The following is a 26,089-nucleotide window of genomic DNA, read 5'->3' as shown; positions in this document are numbered from 1 at the left end:
ACAGGTTTTATGGCTACAGGTACCGTAAAGTTTTTCAACGACGACAAGGGCTTCGGCTTTATCACCCCGGAGAATGGCGGCCAGGACGTGTTCGTCCACGTGTCGGCTCTGTCGCGGGGCGGTTCGCTTCGCGAAGGCGACAAGGTGAGCTTCGAGGTCGGTCAGGATCGCAAGACTGGAAAGTCAAAGGCCGAGAACGTCTCGGTTCTCTAAGTCTCACGGGGCTCTCTGCGAGCGCGTCACATCAACTGCAAAAGGGTCGCGTTGCTAACAGCGCGGCCTTTTTTCGTGATGTGCCTCTCCCAACAACACCTTTGGCCTTCAGGCATTGAACATCGTGTTCGAAATGACGATCTACATTTGGTGTCAGGAGCCACTTCCATGTTCGTCACCATATCAGCAGCCGTCGTCGCGATTTGCGCATTAGTTGTCTTGCGATACTTCGCCCTGAAAACACGTCTTACAGAGAAGTCGATCGACGAAGCTATCAATCGCAGGCTTTTGGCTTCGCCGGTGATGGCCGAGCTGTGTGATCTTCGCGAAGTCAACGGTGTGATGCGGAATCTCCTGATTGATTTCGTTGAATCCGAAGATATCAAGCCCGCAACATCGGAGCCTGCCAAGCTGCCGCCCGACGAGCGAAAGCGTCTCATTTCTATGAGAGAAGAGCGACGCCGCGAGATTTATGCAGAGGCGCTCGTGCTACTTCGCCAGACGAATGTTCCCCGAGCGAAAGTTGCCGTCGACTAGGGGTTTGCGCATCCGCTGCCTCGCCCCAGATACATCGGTAAAACGTTTCACCGCGACCTTGTTCCTCGGAAAAGATTTCGCGCAGGCGTTGAATTGAAGGGTCTCAATCCCTTCACTTCGACTTATCCTTGCCTATCCTTCAAGCATTAGCCGAATTTTTTGGCATTGAAGGATTCTCGTCAGCATGTCCCACCCCTCAGTCTCTGTAACGAAAAAACCACCCTTCTATAGAAATTTTGGTTTTCAGGTTCTGGCCGCCATGGTTGTCGGCCTCGCCCTGGGCCTGCTGGCCCGCAACATCGGTCCCGATGCCGCAGGCAATCCGAACGGACTTTCGGTCACCCTACAGACAATAGGAACGATTTTCGTCCAACTCCTCAGGGCGCTCGTCCCTCCGTTGATTTTCACTGCCATCGTCGCCTCGATCGCAAACCTCAAAAACCTGAACAACGCCGCCAAACTTGTGTGGCAGACCCTCCTGTGGTTCGCGATCACTGCGCTGATCGCGGTTGTAATCGGCATTGTCCTCGGCCTTGTCATACAGCCCGGCGTCAATTCCGCGGTCACAGCGGCCTCGGCGCACGCTCCCTCGTCGGCAGGGTCGTGGCTCGATTTCCTGAAGGGTTTGGTTCCGGCCAACGTCCTTGGGCTAGAAGCTTCTACGAGGCTCACAAACGGGTCGGCATCGACATCGCTGAACTTCAACGTCCTCCAGCTGCTCGTGGTGTCGATCGCATTCGGGGTTGCCGCCCTTAAAGCGGGGAAGGCCGCGGAGAGCTTTCTGGCTTTCAATGCATCGCTGCTCGCCATCGTCCGCAAGATACTATGGTGGGTGATACGCCTGACACCGATCGGCACAATCGGCCTCCTCGGGCGCGCGGTTGACCAGTACGGCTGGACAACGCTTTCGCAACTAGGTTGGTATGCTGGAGCGGTCTACATCGGTTTGGCGATCGTCTTGCTCGTCGTCTACCCGATCATCCTGATCGCTCACGGCCTGAAGCCCGCGAACTTCTTCGCCGGCGCTTGGCCTGCGATCCAGCTCGGCTTTGTTTCGCGCTCATCTGTCGGCACGCTGCCTGTGACCGAGGCCGTCACGGAGAAGAGCCTTGGCGTGCCTCGAGAATACGCAGCTTTCGCAGTGCCGCTGGGCGCGACCACCAAGATGGACGGTTGCGCGGCGATCTACCCCGCGATCTCGGCAATCTTCATCGCTCAGTTCTACCAGGTCCCGCTCGGGCTCCAGGAGTATTTCCTGATCGCCTTCGTGTCTGTTCTCGGCTCGGCCGCGACTGCTGGCCTCACAGGGGCGGTAGTCATGCTTACGCTGACACTGTCCACGCTCGGACTTCCGCTTGAAGGTGTTGGTTTGCTCCTCGCTATTGATCCCATTCTCGACATGGGCCGGACGGCGGTGAACGTCGCTGGTCAGGTCCTCGTGCCGATCATCGTTTCGAAACGCCAAGGCATTCTCGACGAAGCGGTCTACTACGATGCAAAGGGTGTCGAGTTGTTGGACCAGAAGGACGCGGTAAGCGCATAGCGCTCGGAAGCACCGGCGTGGTGCCGGTGCTTCTGGCTTGGCTCAGGAAAGCATCGCCTTCACGACATCGTCGGGCCGATCCCACTGTGGCCAGTGTTCGGCCTCCAGACCCGTGAAGTGGGCGTTGGGGAAGTGCAACGCGATGTCTTTGGCGGTGGCCACGCTCAGGTACTTGTCCCACGCACCCCATATCAGCTTCACGGGCTTCTTGAATTCCGCGAGTTCGGGGACGCGCGCGGTATTCGCCGCGAGATTCTCGTATGCGTTGCCCGTCATCGCGAGGAAAGCCGGCATCGCGCTTTCCTTCTGCGTGAAGTTGTGCGCGATGATCGGCTGCATCTCGTCGACGAATTTCTTGCGGATTTCCGGCGTCATGTTGGCCATCAGCAGGCCTTGCTGAAAATTGAACAGATATCCTGCTTGCTTGGGATCGGTCATCATCGCATGGGCGAGCAGCTTGGTTCTGGGATTGCAGCAGAGCTCGATGAAGTCCGGGAAGGATCGCGCTGGAGAATCCGCATAGTAGCAGTTCAGCAGTACCAGGGACGCCACTCTGTCCTTGTTGTCTAGAGCGTAGTTCACTGCGGCAGGCCCGCCAGCATCATGGCCGACTGGAATTACTTCTCCCAGCTTGAGGTCGTTGATCACAGCGTTCATGTCTTCGATCTGCTGGGCGAAGCTGTAGGCGTAACCCTTGGGTTTGTCCGAAGCGCCAAATCCCAGGAAATCGAACGCCACGACGCGGTGTCCGGCAGCGGACAGCATCGGAGCGATCAGTTCGTAAATCCGACTGTTGTCAGGAAAGCCGTGGACCATCACGTATGCTGGATCGGCACCTGGGTAATCGCGAACGTAAATCTTGTGACCGTCCCGCATGACTGTACGCTCGGTAAATCCGCCGGCCGATTTGGAAGCGCTCGTCGCAACCTTGGACTCTGCCACGGCAGGCGATGCCGCCGCGGTTGCCGCGGTGGCGGCCGCCAGTCCGGCAAGTGCCTGTAACACGTCCCGTCGGGTTGCCGATCCTATGATGTTGCCCGTCATGGTCCTATCCTCCATTTTGTCTCGTTCGCCCGTAAAGGGCTGCTGGGAGAGGGCAGTCTATTCCTCGGTGCTGCCGATCAATTGTATGAAGCCTCCATTTTGGGAACGCGTGGCGTTTCCGGCTTATTCGGCCGCCAACTTCGTCATTCCACCCAAGACAGCGTCTTGGATTTCCACCGCGAGTCCTTCGTCATCGATCGCTCTCAGTAGAACAGCTGTGCCGAGCAGGACGGCGATGTCGGAAATAGCTTGCGATCGATCTGTTACGTCGCCTGTCGTGCGGCGGAGGCTGGCGACTTGGTCGATCCTTTCGTTCACGTACTTCGAAACGTGCTTGCGGTCTTCAGGCGGCAGGCGTGCGATATCGCTGCCGAGATACGCAAGCGCGCAGCCAGGCCCCGCACTTTGGTTCCGCGCACGAGATAGATATGTCGAGGCAAACTCGTCCAGGGACCTTGCTGTCGGTTCCTCGAGCGCTTGGTCCAGCGTGTCGGCGAGGACTTCGACGACCAGAGCTCGTCTTGATTCGAAATAGCCGTAGAAGCCGCCGTGACTAAGGCCTGCGGCTTTCATGAGTGTGACGAGTCCGACTCCATCCAACCCGCGCTTTTGGAAGAGACTAGATGCCACTTCCAGTATGCGTCGGCGAGAATCGCTCGCCCGACTTGGACGTACCCATGTCGATTTCCTTTCGGCAACAATACTATTTCGCGACACATACACAAATACTGTTCCAATTGGTACAAAACTAGGTCATCAATTTGTCGCCCAAGGAGATGGTGGGAGACGCTGGAACGTGGAACCGAAACCGATCGCATACGAAGTCATCGAGCGTTGGACGACGCAAATGATGCCCGTCGTGAGAGGGGATGTGATGTTGTCCTGGCTGCTATCGATGATGATAGTTCATTGTGGGGAGATGCTTCTGGGCCGCGAGGTACAGGAACAGCGGAATCCTCCGTGGTCCGAACGCTGATTTCTCCGGGCGGATAAAACTAGCCGTCGGGAAAGCAATGCAAGACTTCAAACTAATTGGACTGGCAGCCGCAATGCTCGCTTTGGGCGTCGGGCTCGGGTACTACGTTTACTCATCCGTGGATGACACGGGACTGATCAACGCCTTCAATTTCGCGGTTTCGGAGACCGAGAACTTTCGCTCGGCTCATCCAGCGGACGACCGGTTCACTGAGGCCGATGTTCCTACCTTGAGCACCAATCGTTATCTCGTTGCGCACGATCTAGCGGTCAAGGCGAACCTTGCGGGTGGCGCAATTGTCTATCGTATGACGCTGCGAGACTTGAACAAACGGCAGTGCGCAAGGCTTGAAGCCCATATCGCCAGCATCTCCGACCAGTTTAGGGCCTATTCGGTAAACGGAGAGGTGATGCCAAAGCCTACGTCGGAACTTTGCACGGCGGTTTCAAACGACATTTCGATCGTAAAGTAGACAGCATCAGCGCAGGGGCACCATGAAAATAAATCTATGGATGTCCCTGCCGCTTACCTGCAACCCTAATTGAACAGAGAACACGGAGCGGCTAGCGTCGAGCCAATTCAAGCCGAATTGCCGGGGGATAGTGTGGAAGATGATGTTCGCGGGCGGGTGCCAGATGGCCCGCAGATCAAAGCGGAAACTTGGTTCTCGTTAGCGCTCGCCGCTTCTATCATCGCGATGTGCATTTTTGTTTTCGTCGCAGCTTGGGTTTTTAGCGGCGACGTCCGTGAAATGCCGCCGCGCGCTCAGGCGTTCACCCCGTTTGGAGCCGCGTTGATCGCGGTCGTCACGTTTTGCACCATTGCCTGGCGTGGCGTCTTGAATACGAAACAGTTGGAGTATCAGGCTGCGCAAATTGCCCATCAAGCCGAGCAACTCGCTCAGACGAGACGTCAAAATGACGCCAAGGATGAAGAGAACCTAGCCAAGCTCCTTATGGACGGGACGAAGCTTCTCGGTGAAGACAAACCATCCCACGTTTTGTCTGGCGTGGCAGCTCTGCAGGCTGTCGTCGTGTCTCCTAAGGGAGCGTTCGCATCTCAGGCGATGGATATTCTGGTCGACCTCATTGAAGAGACCTACGAGCCTCGTGAAAAGGCAAAAGTTTTCGATGCAGCCAGAGAAGCCGTCGGCGTGGGTGCGAGGGGCGGAAAGTCCTCATCGCGAAACCTTCGGCTCATCTTTTCTGGAGAGAAGAAGAGGTATGCGTACGGGATCAGAGGTGTGAGGTCGCTTTTCTACAAGAATGCTTACATTGACGACGTCCAGTTTCCGATAATTGCGGAAGTGGGGCAATATCGATTCGAAGAGTCTCATCTTGAGGAAGTCGCGGTGGAAAAAGGCTCGCGGCGCTTCAAAGGGTGTCATTTCACCGGATGCGACATCCGCGAGCTGTCACACATGTTTTTGAGGAACAATACCTTCGAAAGCTGCGACTTCAGTGGGGCTGTCTTCAGGGGTTCCGCGCCTCGCTACGGCGGAAACGGAGAGCACCCCTACGCTCACCTAAGGAGTGGCGGAAATTTTTACGACAGTACCGATAACGGGGAGTAGGCGCGTCGATTGGGATGACGTGCTCGACAGGATCGAGCCAATCAACGTCGAACAGTTCGACGAGGTAGAAGAAAATGGCATCTAGGCGATAGATGTGACTGCTCTATCTCGTACTGACTTTGAGCGTGCCATAGGCATCCGTCTCGTAGTCCAGCTTTCCGCCTTTGACGTCGACGCCAATTGTGTCGTCAACTGAGCCTAATGACCCGACCGATCCGACGCGATCAACCTCGGAAAGGGTTCCGCCGTCGACCGTTACGGAGAGGTCGCCACCCATCACATAGACTCGCGCGGGGAGAGGCGTGGCAAGTCGGTCGTAAATCCGTTCGCCGAGGAGGCCTGCAAGGCAAACGGCGATCACGGTGAGGGCTGCTTTCGTGTATTTGTCGGATGTCATCGTGAAACCTCAGAAGCCGCCCGGACGTGACCAAGCACTGCGATGTCCGCAACGATTGCCCGCGGCGTCGTATTGCCAATCGTATTGGCAGTTACCCCGGTAGGTGTTTGTCGGATAATAGGAGTTCCCGCAGTTGTTATTGGCGCACACCGCGACTGCCGTACCTACAACGGCAATGGCGACAAGCGCGGCAGCAGCCTGGTTTTGCTGTTGGACCATCTGGTAGCATTCCATCGGTCCAATCTTGCGCTTTGACAGTTCGCCTAGAAGGTCTTGGTAGAAGACCTGGTCTTTGGTTTCCATGAAGGTCCGGCAGAGTGCTGCCTTGCTGACGGCTTCAGGCTTTTTCTTGAAATCGGCTTGTGTTGTGGTGCATCCCGCTAGAGCGAGCGCCACTGCGCCGGCGGTAACTCGCCGAGCTATTGGATAAATGTTCACGGAAAACCCCTCAGTTGCCCGAGGCGACAATCGCAGAAACGTGCGGTGCGTCAAACTGCAAGTTAAAGTATCATTAATATCCCGACCCCAGCGGCTTGACCTTGACCACCCCGTTTTGGTTAGAGAGCTTCATGCGTCATGAACGTATGCCGCTTCTGGATTAACCAGAGCTCGTGAATGCGCGAGTTTACAGGCGAGGCAACGCCGCTGGAGGCGTTGTGCCTTTGGTCGAAGCAGTGCGTGAATTCGCGCAATCGGCCTCGGCATCGTAAGTCTCGGTCGTCGAACCATACCCAAACGACGTCTTCAGAATGCCCGTGTGATCAACCATTGCGAAAACCATAGCAGTACCTTGGGGAAAGCACTCTTGTGCGAGACGATGTAGTCGTCCGTGACACAGCGGGAAACACTTGAGGAAAACTACGAAACTCTCGGACAATACTAACAAATTCCGCTCAGTCGGCTTTGAAGCGCACTCTGCTTGCAGTATTTTAGGATGAGTTCAACAACGTGAGTGATTCGCTTGATTGACAGTCCGAATTTCGTAGAAATTTCGCTCGCTGCCCGCTCAATCAAATCCCAGTTCGACAGCCCTCCAGACGAAGTACTGATCCGCGAGATCAAGGACCATATCGCGGCCACCGGCGAAACATGGACTTGGTGGGGCCATACTCATACCAACCCAGCGCCGGGTTCCAACGTGTACTACGCGGACACGTTCGACATTCCTCGGCAAGCAAGAGCGGCAAAACTCTGGATTCCCTGTCCATGCTGCTCACCCAACCATCGAAAATTCGGCAGCGGCGTGATCGCCTACTTTCCTGATGAAAAGGTCATCAGGCTGATCGGACCCAAGTGTTTCGCGACATTGAATGCCGCAGGGCACGAGGAGGCGATGGAGGGACTACGCCGACGGACTAAGGAGCGGCAGAGCCTCAATTATATTTTGAACCGCATTCACAAGATGCCTGAGTGGCTTGAAGTCGCGAACGAGGTTTTCGAGGCTGCACGCGCTGCCGATATCTTCTTTGCGGTGCTATCCAATCGGATCGAGGTGTCGCTCGACGTTCCCTTGTGGCGTCAGGTCCGTAACGGGACGCTCGATGTCCGGGAGGAGATTTCGGATTATCGGTTCGAAAATGGGAAGATGGTTGAGTTCAAACGCAAGATTGCCTCACCCCTTTTTCGGTTGGAGGGTCACACTGCACTGAACCCCGACAGGCGTCCCAAGGCTCCGCAGTTGGTAAAGGCAATGAAGGAATTCGCGCCATATGCAGCTATGACTGACGAAGCCGTCAGGGGCGCTCCGCATATGCAGCGGGTGGCTGCCGTCAAGGAAGTGAAGAATTTCCTCGGCAAGGTCCAGCGGATCAAGGGCGAGTTGGACGAAGAGCTGAAGCTCGTTCGACCTATCAATATGCAACGACTTGGGCAGTGGGCCGCAGACAGTCGGTCAGCTATTGATCTACGCATCAGTCGAGTTTCGGGAAGTATCGAATTGTCTGGACGTCGCGAGTACGTCGTTCCGATCCCGGAAGCACTCCGAGATATACGCCTGCCAGACATTCGGGACGATCTCCAATGATGAGGCAGGGCTTCACAAATCTGATCCCCTGTCGACGGCCAGTACCCTCGCCAATAGTCGCCTGCCGACAATAAATATCACCAGGACGGGGAGGGTGCTTAGAACCCCTCCCGCGGCGATCATCCCCCAAGGTAGCTGGAAATCCCCCACCATCAGCTGAAGACCCACGGGCCATGTCCTGGAACCCTGGCTGGTGGTGAACATCAAGGCGAACAGGAACTCGTTCCACGCGCCGGCCGCTGTGAACAATCCTGCAGCTGCGAGCCCCGGCACGGCGAGGGGAATGATGACCCTGATCATCGTTGCGATCGTAGAAGCGCCATCAAGCACAGCTGCCTCGTCGAGTTCGCGGGGCACCCGGTCGATGAAGGCCTTCAAAATCCATATGAAGGACGGAAGCAATACCGCCGAATAGGCAAGCGCAAGACCAAGCTTGGTGTCGACCAAGCCAATCGACCGGAGCACCATAAACAAAGGGGCTAGCATCAATACGACCGGGAACATCCTCGTGCGGATGATGGTGTTCAAGAGGATGATGCGGCCAGGGAACGCAAATCGGGAAAGAGCGTATGCCGCCAGTGACCCAAGGACAGTGCATATGGCGAGTGCGAGCAGGGTGACCGCAAAGCTGTTCCAAAGGAGGGTTGGATATCCCGACTGCGTCCACATCCGGGTGTAGTTGGAGAAATCAGGTTTCGAGGGAAAATATTGGAAGTGCCGGGTCACAATCTCACTCTCGATTTTGAGCGAAGTGATCGCCATCCACAAAAGCGGGCCGCTAGTGAAAAGCGCTGTTGCTGTGAGTGCGGCATAGGTTGCCAAGTTGAGAAACTTGCGTCGGAGACTACCCATCGGCTTGGGTCCCTGAGTCCAGAGCACGAGTGTAGCTTGCGGTAAGCGCGATCAGGATCGCGAGAAGGATAACCGACAGACTGCCTGCGTACCCGAAGTCGAGATCGCCGTAGGCCGTCTTGAAGACAAGGAGAGACAGGACTTCAGTCGCGCCCGCAGGACCGCCGCCTGTAAGAACGAAGATCAGGTCGGGAGCAGTCGTAATGACAATCACGCGCAGAACCACCGCGGCAATGATAACGGTCTTCATCAAGGGCAAGATGACGTACCTCAACCGGGCGGCAGAGCCTGCACCATCGATCTTGGCTGCGTCTATGACGGGGCCTGGCAGCGAACGAAGACTTGCCAGCAGAACGATGGTGAAAAAGGGGAAGCCGTGCCACACCTCGACGAGGACGACGCTGGCGAGGGCCGAGACGGGGTCAGCAAGCCATGCTTTGTATTCGTTCAGGAAGCCGAACTGAACAAGCAGCTCGTTGATCAGGCCGAAGCGGGCGTCGAGCATTAAAGCCCAGATGTGCCCGGCCACGATGTTGGGCAGGAAATAAGGGAGAGCGATCAGGATGGCAAAGATGCCGGAGCCTGGAAGTCGGCGATTGAGCAGCAAAGCCGTTGCAAGCCCCAGGACGAATTCCAGCACTAAGGTCGTCGAGACGAATATCGCGGTCGTCCAAAGCGTCGACCAGAACGCTGGATCGGATAGGAGCTTTCCGTACTGAGCGAGGCCAACCCAACCGTCTAGGTCGGGTCGCGTGAGCTTCATGCTCCTGAAACTTGCGATGATCCCGAAGCCCGCTGGATATGCGAAGCCCATCGCCAATACCAAAACCGTTGGGAAGAGAAAGGCGTAAGGCAGGTAACCCATTCTCCTCGAGGTCCATCGCGCGCCACTGGATTGCTGTCGCACACCGGATGGCTTCAATGGAAGATCGCCTCGAGCCCCTTAATCATGGTGTCGACCGCCTCGGTCGGTGTCGACTGCTGGGTCAACACGCTCTGGAAGGCGGGATTGACCGTCTTTTCCGCCCATGCCGCATATCCGACGAAACTCGGTAGGGGTGTGCCAATGTCCAAGGTTTTGACTGCAGGCTGATAAAGTGGATTCGCAGCGATCCGTTCGTCTTGAAGGGCTGCTGTAGACGCGGGGAAGTACCCCGTTTCCTTGAGGAGGATGATGGATGCGTCTTTCTCGCCCCAGAATTTTACCCATTCCCATGCCGCGTCCGCATTGGCCGACTTCACGATACCGTTGCCCGCATAGCTGACACGGGCCACCAACGCCTTCGGCCCCGCCGGCATCATCGCAGTTCCGAATTGCTTGCCGGGCTGAAGGGAGGCGGCTACCTCGTTGTAGGAGCCTGTGTGATGCCAGAGCATTGCAGTCTGACCGGATCGAAAACCCTCCATGGTCTGACGGTACCCATCGCTTGGCGCACTCGGCGGAGCGGCTTTGAGCTTCAGGAAGATATCCGAGTAGAAAGTGACGGCATCGATCGCGGCCTGTCGATCCATCGCGGGCTTGCCGTCTCGGAACACCGGAGAGCCAAAAGCCTCCATGACGCTGATCAGATAGTTGAACCCGCCTGCACCGCCGCGCAAGCCGAATGCGTAACGTCCCTTCGACGGATCGGTGAGCTTCTTGCAAGCCGTCAGGACGGCGTCCATGGTTTTTGGCGGGCCATCGAGGCCAGCTTGCTCGAAGTAGTCGGTGCGATAATACGACCAGTCGATGAAGGCGAAAGACGGAACGCCATAGACGCGGTCCCCGACCGACAGGCTGGAGATGCGCGCCCCCGGATAGTTTTCTCGCCCATCCCACTTGGCGAAGCGGTCGGTTATGTCGACCAAAGCCTTCATCGCTATCAAATCCGCAAGCCTATCGGGCTCAATCATGGCAGTGTCGGGCTGTGCAGAGGCGACAACGGCAGCGGCCATCTTTGCCATGTAGTCAGAGTTGGGAATGTTTTCCGGCTGCAAAGCGATATCGGGAAAGCGGCTTTTGAATAGGTCTACCACCTTCTGAAGGGCACTGAACTCCGTCTGGCTCGTGAAGTGGTGCCAGTAGGTGATGGGCGTTGAAGCCAGCGCCGGGCCTGCGCGCGCAAGGAGCGACGTAGCGGCGGCTCCGATGAGAAATTTTCGCCTGTCCACCAACACCCGCTTTCCTCCGATGAGCACCACGATATCAGAGTAACACGGGTGCCCGTTGGATGCGCGTTAGCATTCATGCTTAACGCCGCCGGCGACCGTCGAGGAAAGATCGGGCAGATTGTTTCGTGCGGTGAATATGAGTTATCGGCCAAACGTCTGTTCAGCTGCCAGGCAGAAGACCTTAGGTTTGGGCGGTTGGGCATCAGAGGATGCCGTTTTCGTTCCGTAGAAAGTCTCGTCTTGCGCAGTTACCAACGGCAATTTCCCGGCCATAACCTGCCCATCACACTCGAACCGAACGATACTCCGGTGTCCATCGTGTCGCACGGGCACTGTGTCGCCACCAGCAAACAGGCAATCTTTGTCTATCAGGCAGGTTTCAGTCCGCGGATCGTCGTTCCGTTGCGTGACGTCGGCGCTCACATCGCGCCGTCTCCCGAGGGAGGCCTACAAAGGGACCTAATCGGGAAACGCACCTACTGGGACTTGATTGTAGATGGTCAATTTCATGAAAGGGTAGGTTGGAGCTACCACGAGATCGTGCCGGGGTTGGCTGGACTGACCGATCATATGGTGTTCGATACGGACGCCATTGATGAAATCCGCGCCGGGAACTAACGGTATTCGAGCCGTGTGAGAGTGCAATTTTGAGTCTTTGTGAGAGCCCATTACGACTGCAAGTGGGCGAGGATCAGGCACGCCGCTCGTATTCGAAACGGCTCGGGTGAGGCGCTTACCGATCCGCTATAGAGGCCACTTCCTTTCCTCGATACGACGAAGCAACTGAGAGGCCATAGAAAGATGGTCGAGGCATTGGTCAATTGAGTCGTGAACGATCTCGTGCCCCCTCGGATTTCGGATCGCCGACATCGATCCCGCGAATATAAATTTGTATCCGCTTTGCTCGTCTTGCTCGCTCTGGGTAATCATATCTGTGAGCTTGATCTTGGTGTTTTTGTCTCCGAAGGCGTTCATCATGAGGCCGTGGCCACTGTCGTTGACACCGGAGAGGTTTTTTACTTTGGCATCCAGGAATTTGAACGCTTCGAAAGTTGCCTGTGAGTAGTGACCATTATCGAAGAGTGCCTTGGAAACCTTAGTTATTGCAGTGTGGATGTTTCGCTCATCGAAGGGGTGAGCTGCGGAAATGCCTGACGGTGGCTTGGTTCCCAAGTTCCGCGAGGTTCTGGCAATCCGCTCGAACTGCTCGAGTTTCTTAAACATCGATCAGATTGGCCTTGATACTTTTGAAAATGTTATCGTAAGTCTCCTGCGACCCTTCAGCGGGCAGGTTGATCTCGATCCGCACGGTCAAAGCCATGTCTTTCTTCGGCGATGTGTGACCCGGCACGGCAACAATCGGTCCCGCGAGCGTCTCGGAAGGTTTCGCCTTCGCAGGTTTAGCTCTAGTGGCGTTGGATTTGCTGTTAGACGTTGCCGCACGAGGTTTGCTCGGCGTTGTCTGCTGCTCATGCCCGGCTAAACTGCTGAATGCTTGGAAGACACCAGCTTGTCTTCCTCCGATCACTTCACTGGTTTTGTCAGTGGTCCGGAAATATGCCGTCAGGTCTCCCTTGCTCAGAGTCCAAGCTTCATCACTCCAGTGTTCGAAGAGGTCTGAATATGCTTCGCGGACCAAAGAGGCGAAGGCGGTTTCGAACTCGCCTTGTGGCAAAAGTAAGACATCGTGGCCCTTGTTGGTCCGTTTGCCTTCCTCGTCTATGATCCCGAGAAACTGGAGAGCGTTGATCACATAGCTCTCGTTGTTAGAAGCAAGTTGATACTTCTTAACAGTATCTGAATTTACCGTGGCAGGAAAACTCTTCCGCAGGTAACCGATCATTTGCGTGATGTTACCTGGACCAGAGATGTACGGATGCGATGCCATGCATTTCTCCTTGAATCGAGCAACGGATAGATCACGCGAGCGGAGGAGTTTCGTCAACTGGATCAAGCGGCAGTTGTGCGAGTGGAGCTGGAAAAGCACTCCTCATACCCAGATAGTTTTGGGGCGATGAGTTAGGAATGATGCCTGTCCCATTTTTCGGGCGTCGGAACCGACAGGAAACCCGGACGGCAGATGATGTTGGTCGTGGGGCCTAGAGCCTGTTTGAGACGAGAGGGCGGAGTTCGTCAGTCCGCCTTCACTTCACCCATGGTCTCCAGCAACTCCGACCGAATCTGTCGCGCCCGCTTCCGTCCGACCTCGGCCTCATAGTCAGCCTGCGCCAAAGCCCATAGCGCCTCAGCCTCAACCTTCTTCTCTTTTCCCGCGGCCGTAAGCGCGAGGAACAGCTGCCGGCGCGACGCGGGGTCCTTCGTGGTTTCGATGAAGCCGTTGTCCTGCAGGGGCTTTATCGCTCGGAGGAGGGTAGTGCGTTCCATCAGCATAGCGTCGGCGAGCGACGTCATTGTCATGTTCTCGTTCCTCGACAAGAAGTCGAAAATCGCAACGTCCGCGGCGGTCAACCCAGCGGGGCCGAGGTGCTTCTGATAAATCTTGGTGACGAAACGGGCCATCTGTCGGGTGACAAGGCAATGGCAAAGGTAGGTGCCAAGCGACAGGTCGTCTTCTTCCTTAATGTAGCTGTCCACGTTCAACTCCGCTGTCAGTATCTGGTCTGACTACGCCTGACGTCAGCGCGCCGCGCCAATCAATGTGTAATAGCACAATAAGTAAGAGCTACGAGCGCGATTTGCACCCGTAGCTCCCAAGTTTCTTTGATGGACGCCGACCTATTCGGCGGCCAAGTGGACCACGTTGTCCTTATCTGCGGCCTCCGGCTCGCCTGTATGGCCGGCGTGCTGACGAAGTGGACGGTTACCTGCAAGTCGCCGGATCATCACATAGAAGACCGGGGTCATGAAGATGCCGAAGAAGGTGACGCCGATCATGCCCGCAAAGACGGCCACGCCCATCGCCGAGCGCATCTCCGAACCTGCGCCTGTCGAAGTGACGAGCGGTACGACGCCCATGATGAATGCCATGGAAGTCATGAGGATCGGGCGAAGGCGTAGGCGGCTTGCATCGATGGCTGCCTGAACCGGGGTTCTGCCTTCGAATTCCAGTTCACGGGCGAACTCCACGATCAGGATCGCGTTCTTCGCCGACAGGCCGACCAGGACGATCAAGCCGATCTGGGTGAAGATATTGTTGTCTCCACCAGTGAGCCAGACGCCTGTCAACGCTGCCAAAACACCCATCGGAACGATCATGACGATCGAGAGGGGAAGGGTGAGGCTTTCGTACTGAGCGGCAAGAACCAGGAAGACGAGCAGCAAAGCCAACGGGAATACGAGGACACCAGAGTTGCCCGCCAGAATCTGCTGGTAGGTGAGTTCGGTCCACTCGTAGCCGATGCCCTTGGGAAGAGTTTCCTTGGCGATCCTCTCGATGGCGTCTTGAGCCTGGCCCGACGAGTATCCGGGGGCAGGGTTGCCGTTGATGTCGGCGGACAGGAAGCCGTTGTAGCGGTTCGTGCGTTCCGGGCCGATCGTCGGGTCCACCTTGAGGAGCGCGGACAACGGGATCATTTCACCCGTGGTCGAACGGACCTTGAGCTTTCCGATATCGTCTGGACGGGCGCGGAACTTGGCGTCGGCCTGCACGCGGACGCTATAGGTGCGACCGAATGCGTTGAAGTCGTTGACGTAGAGAGAACCGAGATAAATCTGCAAAGTGCTGAAGACGTCAGTCACCGAGACGCCGAGCTGTTCGGCTTTCTCGCGATCGAGGTCCGCATAGAGCTGCGGGACGCTGATCTGGTAGCTGGAGAAGAGACCTAGCAGTTCAGGAGCCGTAGCTGCCTTCGCCAGGAACGCCTTGTTGGCTTCGTCCAGAGCTTGATAGCCCAAGCCAGCCTTGTCTTCGATTTGAAGCTTGAAGCCACCCGTGTTGCCGAGGCCCTGAACAGGCGGGGGCGGGAAGACTGCAGTGAATGCGTCCTGAATGCCGGCGAACTTCTGGTTCAGCTGCATAGCGATCGCATTGCCCTGCAGTTCTGGCGTTTCTCTCTGCTCGAACGGCTTGAGACCGATGAAGACCACCCCGACATTCGAGCTGTTCGTAAAGCTGATGACCGACAGGCCGGGAAGGGCGACCACATGGTCGACACCAGGCGTTGCCAGCGCGATGTCGCTCATCCGCTTGATCACTTTTTCCGTACGGTCGAGGGTCGACGCGTCGGGAAGCTGGGCGATAGCGATCAGCAACTGCTTGTCCTGTGCTGGCACGAAGCCGCCAGGAACAGCATTGAACAGAGAATACGTGGCCCCGATCAGCGCGAGATAGACCACAAACACTATGCTCTTGCGTGAAAGCAGGCCGCCGACGCCCTTGCCGTAGGCATTCGAGCTTGCACCAAAGAACCTGTTGAACCCGCGGAAGAACCAGCCAAAGACCTTGTCCATGGCGCGTGTCAGGAAGTCCTTGGGTTCATCATGACCTTTCAGGAGGAGAGCCGCTAGGGCTGGGGATAGTGTCAGAGAGTTGAAAGCCGAGATCACCGTAGAGATTGCAATCGTCAGTGCGAACTGGCGATAGAACTGCCCGGTAAGGCCCGTGATGAATGCCAGCGGGACGAACACGGCGACAAGAACAAGTGCGATAGCGATAATCGGACCCGAGACTTCCTTCATCGCCCGGTAGGTTGCTTCCCTGGGGCTCAGGCCTTTCTCGATGTTGCGCTCGACGTTTTCGACCACGACGATGGCGTCGTCCACGACCACACCGATAGCCAGCACCAAGCCAAAGAGGCTAAGCGCGTTGATCGAGAAGCCGAACACATACATGACCGCGAAAGTGCCGATGATCGATACAGGAACAGCGATCAACGGAATGATCGATGCGCGCCATGTCTGCAAGAACAGGATGACGACGACCACGACAAGGGCGATGGCTTCGAGCAGGGTGTCGATAACTTTGTCGATGGAAGCGCGCACGAACTGGGTCGTGTCGTAGACGATCTGGTACTTCACGTCTTCAGGCATGGATTCCTGAAGCTCGTCCATCGTGCGGACGATCTCGTCCGAGATGGTGATCGCATTCGAACCAGGCGACTGGAAGATCGGGAGCGCGACGGATTCTTCGCTGTCCATCAGCGAACGGAGCGAGTAATCGGCCGCACCGAGTTCCACGCGTGCGACGTCACGAAGACGGGTGATCTCACCGTTCGCGCCGCTCTTGACGATGATGTTGCCGAATTCCTCTGGCGTCTGCAGACGACCTTGGGCGTTGACGTTTAGCTGTACGTCGAGCCCTGTGAGGTTGGGGGACGCGCCGATCACACCTGCGGCGGCCTGGACGTTCTGCTGACGGATGGCGTTGGTGACGTCAGTAGCCGCCAAGCCATGCTCGGCCGTCTTCTGCGGATCGAGCCATACGCGCATGGAGTAGTCGCCAGCGCCGAAGACCTGTACTTCGCCCACGCCGTCGATGCGGGAAAGGCGATCCTTGATGTTCAAAGTGGCGTAGTTGCGCAGGTACGTGATGTCATAGCGGTGGTTCGGTGAAATGATGTTGACCACCAGCATCAGACCCGGCGAGCTCTTGATCGTAGTTACGCCGAGCGCGCGAACCTCTGTAGGGAGCCGAGGCTCAGCCTGTGACACTCGGTTCTGGACCAGCTGCTGTGCCTTATCGGGGTCGGTGCCGAGCTTGAACGTCACCGTCAGCGTCATCACGCCGTCGGACGTCGCCTGGCTGGACATGTAGAGCATGCCTTCGACGCCGTTGATCTGCTCTTCCAGCGGGGTGGCCACCGTCTCGGCAATGACTTTGGGGTTGGCACCGGGGTAGAAGGCGCGGACGACAACGGAAGGCGGAACGACCTCAGGATATTCGGAGATCGGTAGTGCTCGCAGGCCGATGAGGCCGGCGACAAGGATTAAGACTGACAGGACTCCGGCGAAGACCGGCCTGTCTACGAAAAATCGGGAGATGTTCATGACTGTGCCCTCTCCGGGTCGGTTGAACTGACTTCCATCGCGATCGCCGCGGTGGAAGGGCGGACGGGGGCAGTCGCCCCCGATTTGCGGTTATTGAGCGGTTGCGACATTGTCTTCGGCCTGGGGGGCGACGACTGCGCCTGGACGAACCCGCTGCAGGCCGTTCACGACGATCTTGTCGCCTTCAGCCAAGCCGTGTTCGATCACGCGCTGCCCATCCACCGTCGGTCCAAGCTGGATCGGGCGGTAGCTGATCTTGTTTTCGGCATCGACGACGAAGACGAACTTCTTATCCTGGTCGGTGCCGATGGCACGCTCGCTGATCGTGAGGCGCTGTTCCGACTTGGGCTGGCCCATGCGGACGCGGACAAACTGGCCGGGAATGAGCTTGCCGCCCGGATTGTCGAAGACCGCGCGCACGCCGATGGTGCCGCTAGCGGAATCCACCTGGTTGTCGATCAACTGAAGTTTGCCCTTGATCGGGGTGCCTTCGTCCGAGAGCGTTCCTACCTCGACAGGAATTTCCTCGAGGGCAGGGATCGCGCCGTTGGTCTGGGGAAGATTGGCCAGTGCCTTTGCGACCAGGCCCTCGCTGGCATTGAAGCTCGCGTAGATTGGATCGACCGAGACCAGGGTGGTCAGCGCGGGCGATGCTGAGCCCGCCGCGACCAGATTGCCGACGGTGATGTCGATCTTGCCGACACGTCCCGACACGGGAGCCTTCACCTGGGTGTATCCGAGGTCGAGTTGTGCGGCCCGAAGGGACGCCTGGGCGGACACCAAGCCCGCTTGCGCGGCGGTGAAAGCGCTGGACCGCTGGTCCATGTCGCTTTGGGAAATGGTGCGGTTTTCGGAAAGACGCTTACCGCGGTCGAGCTCCGTTTTTGCGAGATCGACGCGCGCACTTGCGCTCTCCACCAGACCCTGGGCCTGGGCGACTGCCGCTTCGAAGGGAGCCGGATCAATGGTGAACAGGAGATCGCCGGACTTCACCAGCGAGCCTTCGCGGAAATGGAACGACTGGATGGCACCAGCGACGCGCGACCGTATCTGAATGCGGTCAACTGCTTCCAGCCGGCCCGAGAATTCTTCCCATTCGGTAACCTGGCGATGGGATACCGTCGATACCGTCACAGGTGTCGCGGGAGCCGGAGCGTCAGCGGCAGGGGCGGCGCTGGCTTTCGAGAGCGAGGGAACCTCGACCAGGAAGGCCGCAGTTGAAGCGAGAAGCGCGATGCCGACACCGACAAGTGTCCAGCGGGTTTTGATCTTAGTCATAGCAGTCTCCTTCACGGTCCTGGGACCGAGCATGGGTTGGGAGGATTTTATTGGGAGCGTTAGTGAAGCTCTTGTACGAACGATCCAAAGAGGTGGCTGAGATCGGCGGACCACTTGGAGGGTTCATCGGTTTTCCCGCTGTATATCGATGGCCAGCCTGTCCTTGCGGGGAGGACATGCTGAGTGACGTCGACGCCGGCGTTTCGCAGCCGCGCGGCGTAATTCAGGGTTTCGTCGCGCAGAGGATCGTTTTGCGACGTCAGGACCAATGTCGGTGCGACGTTGGCGAAGCGTGTGCAGTTGCCGGGCGCTGCGTAAGGATGGCTCGGGTCACCCTCGGTCCCGAGGTAGTGAGCCCATCCGGCTGCCCAGGTCTGTCTCATTCCAAGATCGACAGCCTCGCGCATCGAAACTGATGCCATGCAGGGGTCAAGCAGGGGAGACAGGAGAACCTGGCCATCAAGCGCGCCGGGCAACTGATCTCGTGCCCGGAGCGACACGGCGGCGGCAATGTTGCCGCCAGCTTCTTCCCCGGCGATCAAAAGCCGGGCTTTGTTTTTGGCTCCGGACCGACGCGTTTCGTCGAGATGTTTCAGCGCCGCGAAAGCTATCTCCATGGCACGCGGGAACGAGTTCTGAGATGCCGCTCCGTAGTCGATAGAGAAGACGTTGGCTCCGCTTTCAGCGATAGCGATTGCGGCCGGACGTTCGACGTTGGTTCGGTCTTCAGCAAATGCTCCGCCGTGAAGGTGGAGGACGAGGGCTGCATCCCTTCGGGCGACAGCGCTTCGATAGACACGTGCCGAGACCGTGGGCATGTCAGGATCGCCCAAGATCACATCGGTCCACATCGGTAATCTCCTTGATCGAGGCGGGGGCAAACCCACGACCTCTTGTTGAAATCAAATTTAGTCCTTTCCGGATTTTCGAATAAGACGTAATTGTGTAATTGCACTATTCAGAAAACTGAACAGTCATGGCGTCGAAGGAGAGGGATGTGGATCAGTTAACGGCGATGCGGGTATTTGTTCGCGTTGTGGAGACCGGGAATTTCACCAGAGCGTCTGAGACGCTGGCCGTTCCGAAAGCAACAGTGACGACACTTGTTCAGGGCTTGGAGGGACACCTTCGGACAAAGCTGCTCCACCGAACCACGCGGCAGGTAAACGTTACGACCGACGGAGCGCTCTACTACGAGCGTGCGGTTCGTATTCTTTCCGAAATCGACGAGCTGGACGCGGGCCTCTCGAACTCGCAAGGTAGGCCGAGCGGCAGGCTGCGTGTGGAGATGGCGGGTGCACTGTCCGACACAGTCATAATTCCCGCTCTGGAGTCTTTCTATACGCAATACCCGGATATCCAGCTGGATATCGGCGTCAGCGACCGCTCGGTGGATTACATTGTCGAGAACGTCGACTGCGCTATACGGGCAGGCACCCCCACCGATCAGTCGATGATCGCTCGGCTTGTCGGGCAGGTTTCTTTCGTAAACTGCGCGTCGCCCGGATATCTCGAAAAACATGGCGATCCGCAATCCGTGACTGATTTGGAGGCAAACCACAGGCTTGTAGCCTACCTACAGGCTCCTAGCGGTCAGATTTCCCGGTTTCAGGGGCAAGAAAACGGGCAGCTGATGGACTTCGCGCCACGGCACATTGTGTCCGCGAGCGACACAAGAAGCTGCCTCGCAGCTGCGCTTGAGGGTCATGGCGTCTTTCAGGCACCCGAGATACTGGCGCGATCATATCTTGCGGGTGGTCAGCTTCGAGAGGTCTTGCCGGGCTGGAAGCGCGATCCGCTCTCGCTGTACGTCGTATACCCACCCAACAGACACCTCAGCAACAAAGTGAGGGTCTTTGTAGACTGGGTGGTAGGCGTCCTAGCAGGTAGAGTCGTCGGGCGGTGATATCATGCACATGGCATCCGTTCGACCCGAATTCCCAAGGCCAAGAACGCCTTCATGGGTGGAACGTTCAAGATTTGTCGGGCCGGACCTTGGATATCCTGCTCGGAAGCTTTGGCCCTGCGCCCGCTTATTCGGCTCGCTGATAAGTCCTATTTGCCGAGCCGCGCTACCGGCGGCCAATAATGACCGATATCCATTTGGGGAACTTACCTGAGCAAACCTGGAGACCGCCGTGCTAACCATGTATGATCTGACTATCCCGGCACTTACTCGAGGCCTCTCCGTTTTGTACGAGTACGTTAGCGCAGCCGGCGCTCACGCGGATGAAACCGCGCAGGGCGAAGACGCGCTTGTGAAGGCCCGCTTGGCTCCGGATATGCTTCCGTTCGCTGGCCAGGTGCAGCGCGCAAGCGACAATTCAAAAAACGGTGTCTCGAGATTGACCGGTTTAGCCGCTCCATCCTTTGCCGATACGGAGACTACGTTCGTAGAGCTGCACGATCGTATCGCCAAGACGGTAGCGTTCTTGGAAGGCGTGCCTCAAGCATCGTTCGAGGACGCCGCCGAGCGGGAGGTCGAGCTTCGTTTCGCCAGCGTTACGGGAAAAATGAACGGACAGTCGTACCTGACAAAATTCCTCCTCCCGAACTTCTATTTTCATATCGCCACAGCTCACGGAATTCTCCGCAACCAGGGTCTTGCCATCGGCAAACGCGATTACCTCGGACCGCTGGATTGAAAAATCGACGGTGACCATGCGCCCACTCGAGCTACACCAGTTACGTTATGAACAAGGCGACCGCATGCTTTTTCCAGCGGACGTCTCCTTGAGGCGCTTGCTCGCCTGGTTGGTGGAGGAGACTACCAACTACCAATTCATCGACGACATACTCGGCCTCCTATGCGACAGGTTGGTGGAGGCTGGCGTGCCTGTATCGCGGGCCGCCCTGTACTTCTATACGCAGAACCCGGAGTGGCTTGGCGCTCGCGTCCTGTGGGAAGAAGTTAGCGGGAAGGTCGGGGTGACAACATTCGACTATGGGGTTGAGACGACACCTGGCTATCTGAACAGCCCTGTGCGGGAATTGGTCGAAGGTGCATCGATCGTCCGACAGAAGATGTCCGGCTCCGACGTCGCAGAACTGTCGCCGTTTTTTCAAGAGCTCATGGAGGAGGGGGCATCGGACTACGTCGCATGGCCTCTTGTGCATTCGATGGGTAAGCGAAACGCCATTTCGTTCGCTACCAGCGCCGTCGGCGGATTCAGTGAAGATCACATCGCTGTATTGTCGGGCCTGATACCAACGTTTGCCCTCGTCAGTGAGATACGCGTCAAAAACCATATCATGAGGACGCTTCTGAACACCTACGTCGGACCGCATGCGGCCAAGCAAATCATTTCCGGTGCAACGACTCGGGGGAGCGGCGTCACGGTCCGCGCTGCTGTTCTGGTGTTCGATATCCGCAACTTCACAGCTATGTCCAACAGCCTGCCGGGCGATGCGGTCATTGAGTTGCTAAACAAATTCTTCGACACGATGTCTGAGCCTCTGGTCGGGCGAGGAGGCGAAATCCTGAAATTCATGGGTGACGGATTCCTGGCGATGATACCCACAACGGAGGATGACGCTTGTGCGCGAGTGCTCGACGCCATCGCCGATGCTGAAGCCGCAATGGCGTCATGGAATTCCGAGAATTCTGGTAACGGGGTCCCAATCATAGACTACGGGATTGCTGTCCATGTCGGTGACGTGATTTACGGGAACATCGGAACAAGAAATCGTCTGGATTTCACCGTGATCGGGCCCGCCGTGAACGCGGCCGCCCGGCTGGAAGAGATGACAAAATCGCTCGGTCGCCGTGTCCTGATATCCCAGTCATTCGTCGATGAAAGCAAGCTCGCCGGACGGTTCGTTCCGCTAGGCAAACACAAGCTGAAAGGGATCAGCGAACCACTCGATCTCTACGGGCTTGGGCTTTCGTCGTGAAGGAGCTGCCATGCGACCATCCTCGCTCAGTTACAAGGCATCGAGGCCTCTCGCACCGATGATCGAGAACCTTTCGGCGCTCCAGGTGTTCGTGCGCGTTGCCAAGACGCAGAGCTTCTCCCAAGCGGCGCGGGAGTAACCTTTCCCAACCGACCGTCTCGCGAACCATCTCGGTACTTGAGACCGAACTCGGCGTCAGTCTGTTGAACCGGACCACCAGAGTCGTATCGTTGACCGACGCTGGGGCTGACTATCTGGCGAGAGTTGAGCCGATCCTAGAGGCGGTTGATGACGCGAACCACGCAGTCAGAGGCAGCCCGGAATTGCGCGGTGTCCTGAAGTTGGGGTTGACCACCACGTTCGGAAATCGCGCGGTGATACCACGTCTCCCCGGCTTCATGGCGCAGCATAAGGCGTTGAAGATCGAAGTTGCCATGAACGACGTCTCCATCGACGCCGTTTCGCAGGGCATTGACCTTGCCTTTCGTCCAGGCGAGTTCCCTGACATGACGGCTGTCACTCGTCGTGTCGCTTCCATTCAGCAGGTCTTGGTGGCGTCGCCCTGCTACCTTCGGAAATCAGGTGCGCCAGAGCGGCCTGAGCATCTTGACCGGCTGCAAATCATACATGGGCCGCTCGGGGTCGATGCGGGCTGGTCGCTGGCCAAGGGCAACGAACGGGTGGACTTGAAGCCTCATGCTGCTCTCAGACTGAACGCCAGCGAAGGCGCGATCGCGGCCGCGGTTGCTGGCCTCGGCGTTCTCGCAGTGGGTATTTGCTCAGTGTATCCCGAACTCAGATCAGGCGCGCTAGTGCGGGTCGTCCCGGATTGGAAAATGGCCCAGATTGATATCCACGCCGTCTATCCCGCAGGGCGGCATGCCAAGCCGGCCGCGCGTGCTTTCGTGAATTATTTCGTCGAGGATTTGGCCCGAAATCCGATTCCTGAGTTTGAGATGACAACTTCGCCCTCTGTGGATCACACAGGAGGTCAGATAGCAAAGGCAGCGAAATAACTTAGGGTGGTTTCGAACGCCGGGATTCGCGTTAGGGAAATGATCGAGCTAAGGGAAACGCGAATGGAAGTGCCCGAAACTATCGAAGCGGTGATTAAGGAATTTGATCAAACGGATGGTCGCGTCGATCATCGTGGCGTTCAAAGCGCGCTGTCCGGTGCGAGAACCAGGCTCGAAGACAAGACACCGATCAACGAGGCTTGGGCTGATCTCGCGGCGTTCGCATTCCAGGAGGAGCAGGAAGACCACGAGCCTTGGCATACCTACTTCGGGCCTATGGCTTCTGGAACGAGCGGAGATGGCTCGCCTTTCTACAGTCCCGATCCGCGCGACGTGACACCGGACATCATCGAACACTGGCAACAGCGGGCAGACGCCCTCTCTCACCCCGTTTTGAAGGCGAGGTATGCGGACCTGGTCTGGGACTTGACCTACCGAGTGTGCAACGACCGCCCCGATGCACGCTTCGCGAGACTGGCGATCGACACCTATCTCGAGAGCGTAGCCGGGCAGAGGAACGGGGACGATCACGATGATACTGCCGCGTTGAGGCGCGCGCTTACCCTAGCAACTAGCGTGAGAGACGGGAGGCGCATGGCCGTTGCCAAAGACGCCATGCTAGCGCGTTTTCATATCGAGGTCGACAAAGACGGCCTTTGGGTCGACCTCTTCGAAGGGTTGATAGCGAACAGGAAGTGCGGTCTTACAGGCGACGATCGTCTCGGTATGGTTGCCAAGCTTGAAAATCTGCTGACTGTACATACAGCCGACGCGACCTTCGATCCCCATGGCGCAGAACTTGTGGCTGGCTACCTGCTTCCTCACTACACTGCTGCCCATGATCTTGAGGCGATCAAGCGTGTCAGTTTGGCCGTCAGTGGGGCTTTCGAAAAGATCGCTGCCTCAGGATCGCGCATGCAAGCTATGGGTTGGCTTGCGACGGCAATTGAGTTTGCGAGACGGACAGGGGACGAGGATCGCTACAACAGGCTGAAGGTCGAACGTGAAGCCGCCATCAAAGGCTCCGCTTCCGAAATGCGCTCGTTCGAGTTTTCGCACGAGGTAAAAAAGACGGAGATCGAGGAGGTCGTCGATCCTCTCATCGATAGCAAAAATTCTCAGCAGACGCTCTTCAACGTTGCCGCTCGTTTTGTCGTTCCCAAGGAGGAATTGAGGCATCGGGCGGCCAGAGGTGCTCGAATAGCCCCTCTGGCGTCCATCTTCCCAATGTCCGTGATAGCGGAGGATCACGTCGCAGCAAAGGTCGGGGGCGACGACGACGCTGATGGTCCGCTGTACCGCTATGCAGATTTTTCTAGGCAGGCAAATCGACTGTTCCTTTCCGCAGCTTTGGATGCGGCCGTTGACCGGTTGTCGCTCTCCCCCGAAGAGATAGCCGCCTTTATGCAGCGATCGTCGCTATTCTCGGAATTCGCTCTCGTTGTAGCAGGTGTGAAGGCCTGGATCAGCGGCGACTACGTAAAGTGCATGTTCGTCCTTGTCCCGCAAATCGAGGATGCTTTCCGGAACATCGCCCGAAACCTTGGTGAGGCTGTCACCAAGGACAAACGAGGTCAAAAGGGCTGGGAGGTCTCGATGAACCTGGGCGACTTCCTCGGAATGCAAAGCGTCCGCGAAGAGGTCGGGGACGATATCCATTTCTGGATTAAAGCAATCTTTTCCGACGCCCGCGGGATGAACCTTCGAAACACGGTCGCACATGGCTTGGCTGGTCGCGATGTTGCAACCTACTACACGTGCGAGACCATCATCCACTGCCTGCTTGTTCTGGGCGCGTACAAGGACGTCGCCGTCTCTTGTGTTCGAAGGGCGGCAGCTAGGAAGGAGCCGGAGGAAGTGGAAGTCGGAGATGACCGTGAAGACGGCGAAATGTGAGCATGATCCGAGCTCCCTAATCGAAACCTATGGTGGCTTTCGAAGGCCAGCCGCTTTCGTCTCTAATCGAACGCTCTCATTCCGCAGTCGACCCCGGGCCGACCCAGCACCAGTGCCAGCCACCTCGATAATGCAGGCAAGTCGGGCCAATTGATCCGCGACCGAACGGACAAGATCATTGTGACCGCCGCGATGTCGGTTATCGAAAAGGTGTTCCCGGCCATATACGTTGTTTCAGCGACGAAGCGCTCGCTGTGATGGATTGCCTGCATCGCCTTGTCGTCCAGCAACCGCATGGCCTTGCGCTGGTCTTCGCCGACGAGGGCAAAACTGGCGTGGCTCGGAGCGATGACGTCGGTTATGAAGAAGAATAGTCGCTCGATCACCCGGGCGCGCGCGTTATCCGAGGCCTGCGGCAACAGCACACCGTTCGATCGCTCGGCGGCCCACATCATGATCGCATTTGATTGGGTGAGCACCAACGGCTCGCGGCGCGGCGCTTCGACCGTCAGAACTGGAACTTTGCCGATCGGGTTAAGACGCGCGAATTCTGACGTTTTGTGCTCCGCGGACTTGAGGTCGACGTGCCTGGTCTCATACTGGACACCGGCCTCTTCGAGCGCGATCGCCGCCCGCAAACAGTTTCCGGTTTTCGCTCCATACAGCGTCACTTTTTCATTCATTCAAATAGTCCCGCTCGACATTTCGGACAGCAGAGCGGCAGACGCTCCCCATGTCTTGAATTATTCG

At 57.3% G+C, this 26,089-nt stretch carries 27 protein-coding genes; 13 read left to right on the top strand and 14 right to left on the bottom strand.

What is annotated here, in order from left to right; translation table 11 throughout:
• Positions 1-9: 9 nt before the first annotated feature.
• From QTL95_RS21820 to QTL95_RS21810, 3 genes are all read left to right on the top strand, one after another.
• Complete coding sequence (locus QTL95_RS21820; RefSeq protein WP_289722001.1) at positions 10-213, top strand: cold-shock protein; 204 nt, start codon at positions 10-12, stop codon at positions 211-213.
• Between the two features lie 168 nt (positions 214-381).
• Complete coding sequence (locus tag QTL95_RS21815; protein WP_289722000.1) at positions 382-750, top strand: hypothetical protein; 369 nt, start codon at positions 382-384, stop codon at positions 748-750.
• A gap of 184 nt (positions 751-934) precedes the next feature.
• A complete protein-coding gene (locus tag QTL95_RS21810; protein WP_289721999.1) occupies positions 935-2,293 on the top strand; it encodes a dicarboxylate/amino acid:cation symporter in 1,359 nt (452 codons plus the stop codon).
• A 42-nt stretch (positions 2,294-2,335) separates the two neighbouring features.
• Here the strand turns inward: QTL95_RS21810 and QTL95_RS21805 are convergent, their stop codons facing one another.
• Positions 2,336-3,337, bottom strand: a complete 1,002-nt coding sequence (locus QTL95_RS21805; RefSeq protein WP_289721998.1) for an alpha/beta fold hydrolase — start codon at positions 3,335-3,337, stop codon at positions 2,336-2,338.
• Positions 3,338-3,460: 123 nt separating this feature from the next.
• Positions 3,461-3,967, bottom strand: coding sequence for a TetR/AcrR family transcriptional regulator (locus QTL95_RS21800; RefSeq protein ID WP_289721997.1), 507 nt, complete (start codon positions 3,965-3,967; stop codon positions 3,461-3,463).
• A gap of 383 nt (positions 3,968-4,350) precedes the next feature.
• Here QTL95_RS21800 and QTL95_RS21795 point away from each other — a divergent pair, with 383 nt between their 5' ends.
• On the top strand, positions 4,351-4,785 hold the full coding sequence (locus QTL95_RS21795) for a hypothetical protein (protein WP_289721996.1): 435 nt from the start codon (positions 4,351-4,353) through the stop codon (positions 4,783-4,785).
• Positions 4,786-4,917: 132 nt separating this feature from the next.
• Complete coding sequence (locus QTL95_RS21790) at positions 4,918-5,886, top strand: hypothetical protein (RefSeq protein WP_289721995.1); 969 nt, start codon at positions 4,918-4,920, stop codon at positions 5,884-5,886.
• A 103-nt stretch (positions 5,887-5,989) separates the two neighbouring features.
• Here the strand turns inward: QTL95_RS21790 and QTL95_RS21785 are convergent, their stop codons facing one another.
• Together QTL95_RS21785 and QTL95_RS21780 are read right to left on the bottom strand one after the other, a co-directional pair.
• Positions 5,990-6,283 (bottom strand): hypothetical protein, encoded by a 294-nt coding sequence (locus QTL95_RS21785; RefSeq protein ID WP_289721994.1) that lies wholly within the window; start codon positions 6,281-6,283, stop codon positions 5,990-5,992.
• A 9-nt stretch (positions 6,284-6,292) separates the two neighbouring features.
• The gene (locus tag QTL95_RS21780) at positions 6,293-6,721 is read right to left on the bottom strand and encodes a hypothetical protein (protein WP_289721993.1); all 429 of its coding nucleotides are present in this window, start codon (positions 6,719-6,721) and stop codon (positions 6,293-6,295) included.
• A 523-nt stretch (positions 6,722-7,244) separates the two neighbouring features.
• On the opposite strand from QTL95_RS21780, the gene QTL95_RS21775 reads away from it, so the two are divergent.
• Positions 7,245-8,306 (top strand): hypothetical protein, encoded by a 1,062-nt coding sequence (locus QTL95_RS21775; RefSeq protein ID WP_289721992.1) that lies wholly within the window; start codon positions 7,245-7,247, stop codon positions 8,304-8,306.
• A gap of 12 nt (positions 8,307-8,318) precedes the next feature.
• On the opposite strand, the gene QTL95_RS28970 is transcribed toward QTL95_RS21775, so the two are convergent.
• The 3 genes from QTL95_RS28970 to QTL95_RS21760 form a co-directional block, all read right to left on the bottom strand.
• Positions 8,319-8,840, bottom strand: coding sequence for a carbohydrate ABC transporter permease (locus QTL95_RS28970; RefSeq protein WP_442981342.1), 522 nt, complete (start codon positions 8,838-8,840; stop codon positions 8,319-8,321).
• A 310-nt stretch (positions 8,841-9,150) separates the two neighbouring features.
• Positions 9,151-10,023, bottom strand: coding sequence for a carbohydrate ABC transporter permease (locus QTL95_RS21765; protein WP_289721990.1), 873 nt, complete (start codon positions 10,021-10,023; stop codon positions 9,151-9,153).
• Between the two features lie 53 nt (positions 10,024-10,076).
• On the bottom strand, positions 10,077-11,309 hold the full coding sequence (locus tag QTL95_RS21760; RefSeq protein WP_289722433.1) for an ABC transporter substrate-binding protein: 1,233 nt from the start codon (positions 11,307-11,309) through the stop codon (positions 10,077-10,079).
• A 75-nt stretch (positions 11,310-11,384) separates the two neighbouring features.
• On the opposite strand from QTL95_RS21760, the gene QTL95_RS21755 reads away from it, so the two are divergent.
• Positions 11,385-11,927, top strand: a complete 543-nt coding sequence (locus tag QTL95_RS21755; protein ID WP_289721989.1) for a DUF427 domain-containing protein — start codon at positions 11,385-11,387, stop codon at positions 11,925-11,927.
• 126 nt (positions 11,928-12,053) lie between these two features.
• Here the strand turns inward: QTL95_RS21755 and QTL95_RS21750 are convergent, their stop codons facing one another.
• From QTL95_RS21750 to QTL95_RS21725, 6 genes are all read right to left on the bottom strand, one after another.
• Positions 12,054-12,533, bottom strand: coding sequence for a TIGR02391 family protein (locus QTL95_RS21750; protein ID WP_289721988.1), 480 nt, complete (start codon positions 12,531-12,533; stop codon positions 12,054-12,056).
• Positions 12,526-13,197, bottom strand: a complete 672-nt coding sequence (locus QTL95_RS21745) for a DUF5343 domain-containing protein (protein ID WP_289721987.1) — start codon at positions 13,195-13,197, stop codon at positions 12,526-12,528. Before QTL95_RS21745 ends, QTL95_RS21750 begins: the two co-directional genes overlap by 8 nt.
• 245 nt (positions 13,198-13,442) lie before the next feature.
• Entirely contained in the window at positions 13,443-13,904 is a 462-nt protein-coding gene (locus QTL95_RS21740; protein ID WP_289722432.1) for a MarR family winged helix-turn-helix transcriptional regulator, read from the bottom strand.
• Positions 13,905-14,045: 141 nt separating this feature from the next.
• Complete coding sequence (locus QTL95_RS21735) at positions 14,046-17,255, bottom strand: efflux RND transporter permease subunit (protein ID WP_289721986.1); 3,210 nt, start codon at positions 17,253-17,255, stop codon at positions 14,046-14,048.
• Between the two features lie 90 nt (positions 17,256-17,345).
• Positions 17,346-18,533: an efflux RND transporter periplasmic adaptor subunit gene (locus tag QTL95_RS21730; protein ID WP_289721985.1), complete on the bottom strand. Its 1,188-nt coding sequence runs from the start codon at positions 18,531-18,533 to the stop codon at positions 17,346-17,348.
• Between the two features lie 59 nt (positions 18,534-18,592).
• Positions 18,593-19,384, bottom strand: a complete 792-nt coding sequence (locus QTL95_RS21725; protein ID WP_289721984.1) for an alpha/beta hydrolase fold domain-containing protein — start codon at positions 19,382-19,384, stop codon at positions 18,593-18,595.
• A 146-nt stretch (positions 19,385-19,530) separates the two neighbouring features.
• On the opposite strand from QTL95_RS21725, the gene QTL95_RS21720 reads away from it, so the two are divergent.
• The 6 genes from QTL95_RS21720 (at position 19,531) to QTL95_RS21695 (ending at position 25,339) form a co-directional block, all read left to right on the top strand.
• Positions 19,531-20,439 carry a LysR family transcriptional regulator gene (locus tag QTL95_RS21720; protein ID WP_289722431.1) on the top strand — a complete coding sequence of 303 codons (909 nt, stop codon included), beginning with the start codon at positions 19,531-19,533 and terminating at the stop codon, positions 20,437-20,439.
• A 241-nt stretch (positions 20,440-20,680) separates the two neighbouring features.
• A complete protein-coding gene (locus QTL95_RS21715; protein WP_289721983.1) occupies positions 20,681-21,178 on the top strand; it encodes a DUF1993 domain-containing protein in 498 nt (165 codons plus the stop codon).
• Positions 21,179-21,242: 64 nt separating this feature from the next.
• A complete protein-coding gene (locus tag QTL95_RS21710) occupies positions 21,243-22,427 on the top strand; it encodes an adenylate/guanylate cyclase domain-containing protein (protein WP_289721982.1) in 1,185 nt (394 codons plus the stop codon).
• A 10-nt stretch (positions 22,428-22,437) separates the two neighbouring features.
• Complete coding sequence (locus QTL95_RS21705) at positions 22,438-22,566, top strand: LysR family transcriptional regulator (protein ID WP_289721981.1); 129 nt, start codon at positions 22,438-22,440, stop codon at positions 22,564-22,566.
• Entirely contained in the window at positions 22,526-23,443 is a 918-nt protein-coding gene (locus QTL95_RS21700; protein ID WP_289721980.1) for a LysR family transcriptional regulator, read from the top strand. The genes QTL95_RS21705 and QTL95_RS21700 overlap by 41 nt, the downstream gene beginning before the upstream one ends.
• A gap of 63 nt (positions 23,444-23,506) precedes the next feature.
• Positions 23,507-25,339: a DUF4209 domain-containing protein gene (locus tag QTL95_RS21695; RefSeq protein ID WP_289721979.1), complete on the top strand. Its 1,833-nt coding sequence runs from the start codon at positions 23,507-23,509 to the stop codon at positions 25,337-25,339.
• A gap of 62 nt (positions 25,340-25,401) precedes the next feature.
• On the opposite strand, the gene QTL95_RS21690 is transcribed toward QTL95_RS21695, so the two are convergent.
• On the bottom strand, positions 25,402-26,022 hold the full coding sequence (locus QTL95_RS21690; protein ID WP_289721978.1) for a glutathione S-transferase family protein: 621 nt from the start codon (positions 26,020-26,022) through the stop codon (positions 25,402-25,404).
• Between the last annotated feature and the right edge of the window lie 67 nt (positions 26,023-26,089).

Origin of the sequence: Rhizobium sp. S152 (genome assembly GCF_030380735.1) — a bacterium.
Taxonomy (GTDB): domain Bacteria; phylum Pseudomonadota; class Alphaproteobacteria; order Rhizobiales; family Rhizobiaceae; genus Rhizobium.
Note: the sequence above shows the minus strand (reverse complement) of the source record. Positions and strands in the feature narration are given on the sequence as shown.

What these genes read in the sequence shown, in the direction of transcription:
- QTL95_RS21810 (WP_289721999.1), top strand. Translation starts at nt 935, where the DNA reads ATGTCCCACCCCTCAGTCTCTGTAACGAAAAAACCACCCTTCTATAGA.
- QTL95_RS21745 (WP_289721987.1), bottom strand. Translation starts at nt 13,197, where the DNA reads ATGGCATCGCATCCGTACATCTCTGGTCCAGGTAACATCACGCAAATG.
- QTL95_RS21755 (WP_289721989.1), top strand. Translation starts at nt 11,385, where the DNA reads ATGCTTAACGCCGCCGGCGACCGTCGAGGAAAGATCGGGCAGATTGTT.
- QTL95_RS21715 (WP_289721983.1), top strand. Translation starts at nt 20,681, where the DNA reads ATGTATGATCTGACTATCCCGGCACTTACTCGAGGCCTCTCCGTTTTG.
- QTL95_RS21705 (WP_289721981.1), top strand. Translation starts at nt 22,438, where the DNA reads ATGCGACCATCCTCGCTCAGTTACAAGGCATCGAGGCCTCTCGCACCG.
- QTL95_RS21730 (WP_289721985.1), bottom strand. Translation starts at nt 18,533, where the DNA reads ATGACTAAGATCAAAACCCGCTGGACACTTGTCGGTGTCGGCATCGCG.
- QTL95_RS21805 (WP_289721998.1), bottom strand. Translation starts at nt 3,337, where the DNA reads ATGACGGGCAACATCATAGGATCGGCAACCCGACGGGACGTGTTACAG.
- QTL95_RS21695 (WP_289721979.1), top strand. Translation starts at nt 23,507, where the DNA reads ATGGAAGTGCCCGAAACTATCGAAGCGGTGATTAAGGAATTTGATCAA.
- QTL95_RS21735 (WP_289721986.1), bottom strand. Translation starts at nt 17,255, where the DNA reads ATGAACATCTCCCGATTTTTCGTAGACAGGCCGGTCTTCGCCGGAGTC.
- QTL95_RS21785 (WP_289721994.1), bottom strand. Translation starts at nt 6,283, where the DNA reads ATGACATCCGACAAATACACGAAAGCAGCCCTCACCGTGATCGCCGTT.
- QTL95_RS21710 (WP_289721982.1), top strand. Translation starts at nt 21,243, where the DNA reads ATGCTTTTTCCAGCGGACGTCTCCTTGAGGCGCTTGCTCGCCTGGTTG.
- QTL95_RS21690 (WP_289721978.1), bottom strand. Translation starts at nt 26,022, where the DNA reads ATGAATGAAAAAGTGACGCTGTATGGAGCGAAAACCGGAAACTGTTTG.
- QTL95_RS21765 (WP_289721990.1), bottom strand. Translation starts at nt 10,023, where the DNA reads ATGGGTTACCTGCCTTACGCCTTTCTCTTCCCAACGGTTTTGGTATTG.
- QTL95_RS21750 (WP_289721988.1), bottom strand. Translation starts at nt 12,533, where the DNA reads ATGTTTAAGAAACTCGAGCAGTTCGAGCGGATTGCCAGAACCTCGCGG.
- QTL95_RS21795 (WP_289721996.1), top strand. Translation starts at nt 4,351, where the DNA reads ATGCAAGACTTCAAACTAATTGGACTGGCAGCCGCAATGCTCGCTTTG.
- QTL95_RS21725 (WP_289721984.1), bottom strand. Translation starts at nt 19,384, where the DNA reads ATGTGGACCGATGTGATCTTGGGCGATCCTGACATGCCCACGGTCTCG.
- QTL95_RS21815 (WP_289722000.1), top strand. Translation starts at nt 382, where the DNA reads ATGTTCGTCACCATATCAGCAGCCGTCGTCGCGATTTGCGCATTAGTT.
- QTL95_RS21820 (WP_289722001.1), top strand. Translation starts at nt 10, where the DNA reads ATGGCTACAGGTACCGTAAAGTTTTTCAACGACGACAAGGGCTTCGGC.